The 9,716-nt window shown below is 44.3% G+C and carries 6 protein-coding genes; 3 read left to right on the top strand and 3 right to left on the bottom strand.

Annotated elements, in window-relative coordinates:
- Positions 1-56: 56 nt before the first annotated feature.
- Together LC574_RS11420 and prfC are read right to left on the bottom strand one after the other, a co-directional pair.
- Positions 57-2,678 (bottom strand): ATP-binding protein, encoded by a 2,622-nt coding sequence (locus LC574_RS11420; RefSeq protein ID WP_229453630.1) that lies wholly within the window; start codon positions 2,676-2,678, stop codon positions 57-59.
- A gap of 108 nt (positions 2,679-2,786) precedes the next feature.
- Complete coding sequence (gene prfC / locus LC574_RS11415) at positions 2,787-4,415, bottom strand: peptide chain release factor 3 (protein ID WP_229453629.1); 1,629 nt, start codon at positions 4,413-4,415, stop codon at positions 2,787-2,789.
- Positions 4,416-4,539: 124 nt separating this feature from the next.
- Between prfC and LC574_RS11410 the strand changes: the two genes are divergently transcribed.
- Complete coding sequence (locus tag LC574_RS11410; protein ID WP_229453628.1) at positions 4,540-4,899, top strand: DUF4870 domain-containing protein; 360 nt, start codon at positions 4,540-4,542, stop codon at positions 4,897-4,899.
- A gap of 405 nt (positions 4,900-5,304) precedes the next feature.
- Entirely contained in the window at positions 5,305-6,285 is a 981-nt protein-coding gene (gene hemB / locus LC574_RS11405; RefSeq protein ID WP_229453627.1) for a porphobilinogen synthase, read from the top strand.
- A gap of 690 nt (positions 6,286-6,975) precedes the next feature.
- Here hemB and LC574_RS11400 read toward each other — a convergent pair.
- On the bottom strand, positions 6,976-7,209 hold the full coding sequence (locus LC574_RS11400) for a hypothetical protein (RefSeq protein WP_196522570.1): 234 nt from the start codon (positions 7,207-7,209) through the stop codon (positions 6,976-6,978).
- A gap of 160 nt (positions 7,210-7,369) precedes the next feature.
- Between LC574_RS11400 and LC574_RS11395 the strand changes: the two genes are divergently transcribed.
- Positions 7,370-9,592 carry an NAD(P)/FAD-dependent oxidoreductase gene (locus LC574_RS11395; RefSeq protein WP_229453626.1) on the top strand — a complete coding sequence of 741 codons (2,223 nt, stop codon included), beginning with the start codon at positions 7,370-7,372 and terminating at the stop codon, positions 9,590-9,592.
- Positions 9,593-9,716 lie beyond the last annotated feature (124 nt).

Here is a 9,716-nt window from a genome sequence, read left to right as displayed (position 1 = left end):
GTTAGGATTATCTATCACCCGAACTTGATATTAGAATTCCCGAAAACCAGTCGCTTCTAATTACCACTGGGAATTTCAATTAAAAACTCTGTTCCTTCTCCTGGTTTTGAGGAGCATTTAATCTGACCATGATGTTTTTCAACTATTATTTGATGGCTGATAGATAATCCTAACCCCGTACCTTTACCCGGTGCTTTGGTAGTGAAGAAGGGATCAAACATGTGCGATCGCACCTCTTCTGGAATCCCCAGACCATTATCAGCTATTCTAATTACAATCTGGTTATTAACGACTTGCGTAGTAATCCAGATAGTTAAGGGTATTGTCGGACACTTTCTAGATAAATTCAAATACCTTTGCTGTATAGTTTTAAATTTTTCCTCTAATGCATCAATACTGTTACTTAGAAGATTCATAAACACTTGATTTAATTGCGCTGGATAGCATTCGAGTAAAGGTAAAGTAGCATATTTTTTAACAATCTCAATAGCTGGGCGTTCATTATTGTTTTTGAGCCGATGCCCTAAGATTAGCAAAGTACTATCCAATCCTTGATGAATGTCTACTGGCTTCAATTCAGCCTCATCTGTACGAGAGAAGTTTCGCAGTGATAGGACAATCTCACGAATCCGCTCTGTTCCTACTTTCATTGACTCAAGGGTTTTGGGTAAATCTTCCATCAGAAAATCCAAATCATTCTTGTCAATTTCTTCTTGGACATTTGGCAATAGGGAGGAGTTTTGACGGTAAAGTTTCACTACATTTAGCAGTTCTTGAGTATATTCATTTAAATGAATGAGATTGCCAAAAATAAAACTGACAGGATTATTTATTTCATGAGCAACTCCAGCAAGTAGTTGTCCTAATCCTGCCATTTTTTCACCCTGAATTAACCGGGTTTGAGTTTGTTTTAATTCTTGCAGAGCTTGAGTAAGTTCTAAGGTTTGCCAGACGAAAGCTGCAAACAGAACCCCTAGAGGAATTCCCAACCAGGGAGCGATTTGTAATAAGAAAGACTGACGCTTAACTTTTGATGGTTCGCTTGCAAAATGTAGTTCGGTATCTAGATGCCAGTGACGGGCTATTTGGCAGAGGCGTTCGATGCGATCGCCCATCAGGGGATGACTATTATTAATTGTAAACCATCGGCGATAGGGATTGGCAGTATCCCATTTCAAAAAGGATTCAAAAGATAAATTACTGGCAATAGTGCCTAAAGAAAGGCTCTGTTGGTAGCTTACTGGTGTCAGGAGATTTAAGCTTTCTAGTTGCCAACTGGTTTGTTCCTGTTTTTGGATATCAGCTGCAATGCCAATGGCGATTTTGAGTAAAGCGCGAATCAGGGCATTGGGATTACCAGTAATTTCAGAGGCGACGCGATCGCTATAATAAAGCCGCAACCGCGACAACCACAATGCAGTCCCAGTCAGCAAACACCAAACTCCATAAACAATACTAGCCAGAATTGTCACCGGCGATCGCCAAATTTTCCCTGATATTTTATCTCCCCAGTTCGATACTTGCTGATATAGCTTATGAATTGGTAGTGTCACCAGCAGCAACAAAGACATCACAGCAAAATCCCAGTGAGTAATATGCCCTAGCTGCGTGGCGTAGATAATGGCGATTTCATCATCTGCTAGTTGCTCTAATAGCCCCTGACTTACAACAATTCTGGCATTACGTGGTAAACTACCATAAGTCAGGATAATTGGTGCAGCCATTGGTAAAATCCGCAGTTTGGGTAACGGCCAGTGCCTCTGTTGGCAACAACGTTGTAGCACCCGAACAGCTTCGCGGCTATGGGCATTCAATACATCTTTGGAAAATTCTCGCTGACCATACAAGTTCGCCAGTAGCAGATCCAGCAACCAAGGTGATACTCCAATCAAAATCACCAATACTATTAGCAACAATTTAGTAGGGTCGCGGTATAAAAGCTCCAATGGCTCCAGATAAGGTAGTGTGATTAAAGTCTGGTTGATGAATCCCAATGCTAACTTCAGCATTTCCCGAATCACCCAAAACAGGGCAATGAATGTTCCTGCTGTCAACAACCGCAAGGGAATTAATTTCGGTTTACGTAGGGGTTGCCATGCTCTGGCGCGTTGTGCTTGTCGCCAATAAATAACGCCGAATAATTTCGCTTGGGTGCGGGTAACAGAACCCATGAAACCGCTTAAGGGTACAGATCCTGCTGCTGGCAGTGGTGTCGCTACTGTAGCTTTGAGTCTAGCTAGTGGCACCATCGGCGGGGTGTCGTCGGTTTTGGTTTCTATTACTTGATCTTTTGGCTGTTCCTCTAATGTAGGAGTTTCCGGGGGGGGAACTGGGGTTGAATCTGGGGTTGAATTATCAAAAGCAACAAATCCAGTTTCGACATTTTTTGATTCTTGATCGCGTTTTTGACGTTTTGTCAGGTGTTCGAGAGCGCGTGTTGCCCACTCTTGAACTTGCGGATTGTTACTCTCAATGAGATTCTGAGAAATAGCGATCGCTTTGGAGGCTTCTCCAATCCGTGCATAAGCCATCACTAAACCAACCTGGGCTTGTAAGCTAGCAGTACCATTACTTTGACTGCTAGCAATAGGTTCTAGTTGAGCGATCGCTGTTTGGTAATTTCCCTGCTTGAGGGCAACTAAACCAGCCTCCAAAGACGGTTTGGCATGTGAAGGCATACAAATTCTGGCACTCCAATCTCTTCTAAGTGATCCACGTTTGTGCAAAAGCGCGAACCTCGGATGCCGTGGAAATCAACCGCGCCCAAGTTTTGCTTGTCAAGTGAATTATTCCTCCACTGCTTGTTGACTAGAAAATACTGGAGCAATCGCGCTTAATTTTAACTCTGGATGGTCGCCCAGTAATTGTTGACAATTCCATTCGTTGCGGAATAGCAACACTGGTCGTCCCATACTGTCTTTAACTGTAGTGGTATTGAATATTCGTCCCACTTTTTCTAATGCTTCCCAACCACCCTCAACCCAACGGGCGACACTGTAGGGCAATAAATCTAATATGGTTTCTACACCATACTCATTTTGTAAGCGAAACTGCACCACCTCGAATTGCAACTGACCCACCGCCGCCAAAATTGGATCGCGCTTGGCTTCATCAGTTGAATACATAATTTGCACAGCACCTTCTTCTCGTAATTCCGCAACGCCTTTTTGGAATTGTTTAGACTTCGAGGGGTTGGGATTCCTCAGAGACGCGAACAGTTCCGGCGAGAAATACGGAATCCCCTCATATTCGAGCTTTTGTCCCGTGTAAATTGTATCCCCGATCGCAAAAACACCAGGATTGTTCAAACCGATCACATCGCCAGGATAAGCCACATCAATCGATTCTCGCTCTTGGGCAAAAAGTTTTTGCGGGCGAGACAGACGGATGAGTTTACCAATGCGGGCGTGATTCACCATCATATCCTTTTCAAACTTACCAGTGCAGACCCGGATAAATGCGACGCGATCGCGGTGTTTTGGATCCATATTCGCTTGCAGCTTGAAGACAAACCCCGAAAATTCCGGGTATGTAGGGGGAACTTCGCCAACACTGCTGTAGTGAGAACCGGGTTTGAGGGCATATTCGAGGAAGTACTTGAGGAATAACTCTACGCCAAAGTTGGTCATGGCGCTACCAAAGAACACAGGCGTCATTTTGCCGAGGTGTACCAGTTGCAAATCTAACTCTGGGCCAACTCCTTCTAAGAGTTCTAAATCATTTTTCAGTTGGTAGTACAGGCTTTGTTCTAGCTGTTCTTCTATTCTTGGATCGCCTAATTCCACAATCGTATCACGGGCTTCTCGGCTGCCGTGGGCGCTGCGTTCAAACAGGTGAATTTCTTGCTTATGCCGATCAAAAACACCTTTAAAGCGATCGCCCATACCAATCGGCCAGTTTACTGCATAGGTTTGCAATCCCAATTCTTGCTCAATTTCATCCAACAATTCCAGAGGTTCCCTTCCTGGGCGATCGAGCTTGTTGATAAATGTAAAAATTGGGATACCTCGCAACTTACACACTTCAAACAATTTACGGGTTTGGGGTTCCAGACCTTTTGCCGCATCAATTAACATCACTGCATTATCGGCGGCGGCAAGTGTGCGATAAGTATCTTCACTGAAGTCTTGGTGTCCAGGAGTGTCTAATAAATTTATCTGACAGTCCTGGTATTCAAACTGCAACACCGTGGAAGTAATAGAAATACCCCGTTGTTGCTCCATCGCCATCCAATCAGAGGTCGCTTTGCGCTGTGCCCGTCGCGCCTTGACCGCCCCAGCTTCGTGAATAGCACCTCCGTATAGGAGCAGCTTTTCTGTTAGTGTAGTTTTACCTGCATCAGGGTGAGAAATAATCGCAAAGTTGCGGCGAAGTTCAACTGCTTGAATAAGTTCAGACTGAAGTTCAGTAGACATAAATGTATCTGTTTGTTAGCTAGTTTAATTTTTTTTGACTCTGGTAAGTCTTTTAATCTTAAGACAACGATGCTCGTGATAGGGTCGTAATATAACCAACAATCTGACTAAATAGGAGAAAGCAATGTACGACACAGATAAGCGAAAGCTTCTATCCGCCTTGTCGCATGGAGCGATTTTTTTCAGCACGACATTGGTATCTGTAGGTATACCTATCGTCGTACTGTTCGTATCCGACGATCCTGTTGTTAAAGAAAACGCCAAAGAATCGATCAATTTCCACTTTAACGTCTGGCTTTATGGAGGAATTCTAGGAGCGCTGTTTTTTCTATTCGGTTGGTTAGTGTTACCTCTATTATTGTTGGGGCCACTAGCAGCTCTAGGATATATATTACACTGGGGATTAACAATTTGGGCGGTCATCAGAGTTTTCAGCAATCCTGATATACCCTTCCGTTATCCCTATATTTTCCGAGTTTTTTAATACAGATTATGGGCATGGGGCATGGGGCATGGGGCATTGGTAATTGTCAGTTATTTGCTACCAAGTACAATATTTCATGAATTAGTAGCGAATTCTCTGCGTGCCTCTGCGTTTACCTCTGCGTCCCTTTGCGTTTAAATTTCAACCCTCAATTCGCCACGATTTTGCCAACAAAGGATTTTACGATTTTGAATTTTGAATTGCTTACTATGTTGTTTTTTTTCCAGCCCGTCGGATAGATACAACCAAGCTGTAGAATACAAAATTGCCCCACAACTTGATTAAAAGTAGGGCAAAGCACAGTTAAGCACTGTTTGTAGTCTGTCTGACGGCAGGAAAATTTTAGCCTGCTTTTGTGACGGTTTATTTTGTGTCCATTTGCGTTGTTTTTCTTGATAAAATTTTATGTTTCCTATACATCGCCCCCGTCGTCTGCGTACTCATCCTCAACTGCGCCGGATGGTTCGTGAAACTGTTTTGACAACAAGCGATTTAATTTACCCACTATTTGCTGTATCGGGTGAGGGAATCGCTAACGAAGTAAAATCCATGCCCGGAGTCTACCAACTTTCGGTAGATAAAATTGTCGAAGAGGCAAAAGAAGTTTACGACTTAGGAATTCCTTCTATTATTCTATTTGGGATTCCGGCTGATAAAGATGTGGATGCCACTGGCGCTTGGCATGATTGCGGTATCGTTCAAAAAGCGGCGACGGCGGTAAAAGCAGCAGTGCCAGATTTGATTGTAATTGCCGATACTTGTTTGTGTGAGTATACCAGTCACGGTCATTGTGGTTATCTGCAAGTTGGTGATTTAACAGGACGAGTTTTAAATGACCCAACTCTGGAATTGTTGAAAAAAACAGCAGTTTCGCAAGCGAAAGCCGGTGCTGATATCATCGCTCCTTCGGGAATGATGGATGGCTTTGTCCAGGCAATTCGTGTGGGTTTGGATGAAGCCGGATTTCAAGATACGCCGATTTTGTCTTATGCTGCTAAGTATGCTTCAGGTTATTATGGCCCATTTCGGGATGCAGCAGACTCGACACCGCAATTTGGGGACAGAAGAACTTACCAAATGGATCCAGGTAACGCCAAGGAAGCAATTAAAGAAATTGAACTGGATATTGCAGAAGGTGCTGATATGCTCATGGTTAAGCCAGCTTTGGCATATATGGACATTATCTGGCGGGTGAAGGAAGCGAGTAACTTACCAGTTGCGGCTTACAATGTTTCTGGTGAGTATTCGATGGTGAAAGCTGCGGCTCTCAATGGTTGGATTGATGAGGAGCGCGTGGTTTTGGAAACTTTAACTGGGTTTAAACGGGCTGGGGCAGATTTGATTTTGACCTACCATGCCAAGGATGCGGCGCGATGGTTAAAGTAGGGACAAACGCCAGCTAACCTTACAAGCGGGTAAAACTTTAGTTGAGAGGTGGAGTGGACACCCTGAACATCTGCTGCAAGATGTACCAATGGATTTATGGGAACGCTCAAACCGTAAGAAAGCGATCGCTCAATATCTTAACAAGCGCCACCCATGACCTACTATCCGCTTATACTTGCGGATAGCAGGTTCTTATTCATCTCAAACATCCTCTTATGACAGGGTGAGGTTTTTCAAGATTTTTGGTTAATTCGATGACTTGTGTGTATATCAACTTTTAACTGATAACTGATAACTGATAACTGTTTATTACAGCCAGAAAGCCCAAAATTAAAGCTTTTTGAATGCGTGACTTCCACCTTGCGGTACTAAGCTGTCGCGCCTACAAGTTGCACTATTTTCATTGTCAAAAAAAGCTGCAAACCCTCTCCCTTGCTCCCAGCAAGAACTGCCCCCCTGCGGCCTCAATGTGCAAATTAAATGCTTAACAGCTTAGTGCCCAGTGCTGATATGGTTAAGTTAGTGGCTTCTGTGCCGTAAATGCAAAAATAGCAACCCAATTGCCAATTCCAGACATGTTACTCCTATACCTAAAATGCGTAGGCGCAGCCCGCCGCAGGCATCGCCAACATTTAGGTGCAGACCTAGAAATCTAATGCTGCGACAAAAACTTCATCATAATGCAAGGTTTTAGGAGAACTTTTCCCAAGATTGGGCAACTAATTGGCTCAACCAGCGACGTTGTTGCTGATCCAGCAGTGGATCATCTGCTAGCAACTGAGCGGTTAATTCTTCCAAAGATTGACCCTGAGCGCGGACAATTTTAATAACTCCAGCGATCGCACTGGCAACTAGTTCTTCATCAATCGGCTGTTGTCGCAGAGCAACAATTTCCTGGGGACTGTCTGGAATGGGATAATTCATGGCGTGGGTTTACAGAAATACAAAATGAACAATAAATTTGACAAATTATTAAAATTTCTTCACTGAATCTTTACGAAAGTAATAGGGCGGAGTTTACCTTACTTTATGCCTTCATAAAATCTGTCTTAGTAAGTAGATTGATCGGAGATGTCAGGAAACGATGAGAGAAATTCTTTATTTAGAAGTTCCAACTTCGGATATAGCAACTGTGCGTAGCTGGTTACAAACAGATTTTGAACCCGGAAATGGAGAAAAAGTGCTTACTTCGGAAGGCTTTCGCCTCAAAATCCCCAGTGCTACTACACCTGCTGGGGTGGCTCTTTGGGAAAACTTGCCTGCGGAACTTTCGGTATTTGTCTGGTCGGTGCAACGAACTACTTATCTGAAAGTGTTTCGTTGGGCAGAACAACCCTTTCCCAAAGAGGAGCAGATTTTGCAACGCCTAACCAAAGAAATCAGAAGCCGTTTTCCGCATTATTACGCAGAACCGCCAGCAATTGATTTATCTAAGCAATCGATTTTTGCAGCACTAGGCTCAACTTACCCCCTCACCGTCAAGTATTTTCAGAAAATGCCCAACGGTGAATATGACCTAACGCGTGCCTACTGGTGGGAACAACGATGGCGCGAAGGAGTACGGAATCCGCAGCAGCCTCGTCAGGTGGTGTTTTCTAATCAATGGGACTGGGGAGCAGGGGGAGCAGGGGGAGATGAGGGAGCAGGGGGAGATGAGGGAGCAGGGGGAGATGAGGGAGCAGGGGGAGCAGGAGGAGATGGAAAAATAATATCCCCCTCATCTCCCTCATCCCCCTCATCCCCCTCATCCCCCACTTATGACATCATCTACATTGGTGGCGCACTAGGCGCGATTCATGCAGCACTGATGGCAAAACTCGGATATAAAGTCCTGCTGGTGGAACGAATGCCCTTTGGGCGGATGAACCGAGAATGGAATATTTCCCGCGATGAGATTCAAAGCTTAGTTAACCTGGGTTTAGTCACTCCCGCTGAGTTAGAAACCATCATTGCCAGAGAATACAAAGATGGATTCAATAAGTTTTTTGATGCTAATAATCCATCGAAACTGCGATCGCCCGTCCTTCACACACCCACAGTCCTAAATTTAGGCTTAGATTCTGAAAAATGGCTCCGAATGTGTGGGCAAAAACTGCAAGCGGCAGGCGGTGATATTTGGGATGAAACAGAGTTTATCCGTGCAGATATTGATATATCACAAGTTCTTTTGAAAGTCAAGCACTTACCCAGTCAGATTGAGAAGCAAGTAAGTGGACGACTGCTAATAGATGCAATGGGAACTGCGTCCCCCATCGCTTGGCAATTAAATAGTGGTCGTGCTTTTGATAGTGTATGTCCGACGGTGGGAGCAGCAATTGAGAGCGGATTTGAACCGGGGGTATGGGATTCCCAATATGGGGACGTTCTTTATAGTCATGGGGATATTTCGCGGGGAAGGCAGTTGATTTGGGAATTGTTTCCTGGGGCAGATGATGAACTGACGATTTATTTATTTCATTACCATGAGGTCAATGCTGAAAATCCCGGTTCCTTGCTAGAGATGTACGAGGACTTTTTCACGATTTTGCCAGAGTATCGCAGGTGCGATATGGACAAATTGGTGTGGAAGAAACCGACATTTGGGTATATACCAGGGCATTTTAGTGTGGGAAGTAGCGATCGCACAGTTGCCTTTGATCGATTGATTGCGATCGGTGATGCTGCATCACTCCAGTCTCCCCTCGTCTTTACCGGTTTTGGTTCGCTAGTTCGCAACTTAGAGCGTTTAACAACGCTGTTGGATATTGCTCTCAAGCATGACTTGTTGAGTTTTTGCCACTTGAACCAAATTCGCGCTTACCAAAGCAACGTTTCCGTGACTTGGCTATTTTCCAAAGGCATGATGGTACCCACTGGGAAATTTTTACCACCCCAGCGCATTAACTCCATGCTCAACACCTTCTTTGGATTGTTAGCAGACGAACCCCAAGAAGTAGCAGATAACTTCATTAAAGATAGGTGTGATTGGTTAACCTTTAACCGCCTAGCACTCAAAGCAGCTAGAAAAAATCCTGCCTTACTTTTATGGATTTGGGAACTTGCTGGCCCCAGAGATTTAGGGCGATGGCTTGGTAGTTATTTCAACTTCGGTCGTCATGCCCTGGTTGGTGCTTTGCTGAGTCCGTGGTTCGGGCCCTTGTTGAATCGGGTAGGTTTGTGGCTGGAACCCCGGAATCCAGGATTGTGGCTATGGCTGTTAGCGATTAATTATGCGATCGCCACAGGCAAACCGCGATCGCGTGCTCAAGTAATAAAAACCAACCCAGAAGCCATAATTCCAAAGTCAGAAGTAAGAATTAGTCATTAGTCATTGGTCATTAGTATTAGACAAATGACTAAGGACAAATGACAAATGACAACTAACTATTGACTCTTGGGGCGAAAATTTGGCAGTTCCACAGATGCCAATGACTTACGTCCCTTGGGTGGAC

Origin of the sequence: Nostoc sp. CHAB 5715 (genome assembly GCF_020829685.1) — a bacterium.
Classification (GTDB): Bacteria; Cyanobacteriota; Cyanobacteriia; order Cyanobacteriales; family Nostocaceae; genus Nostoc.
This window is presented reverse-complemented; position numbering and strand designations above follow the sequence as displayed.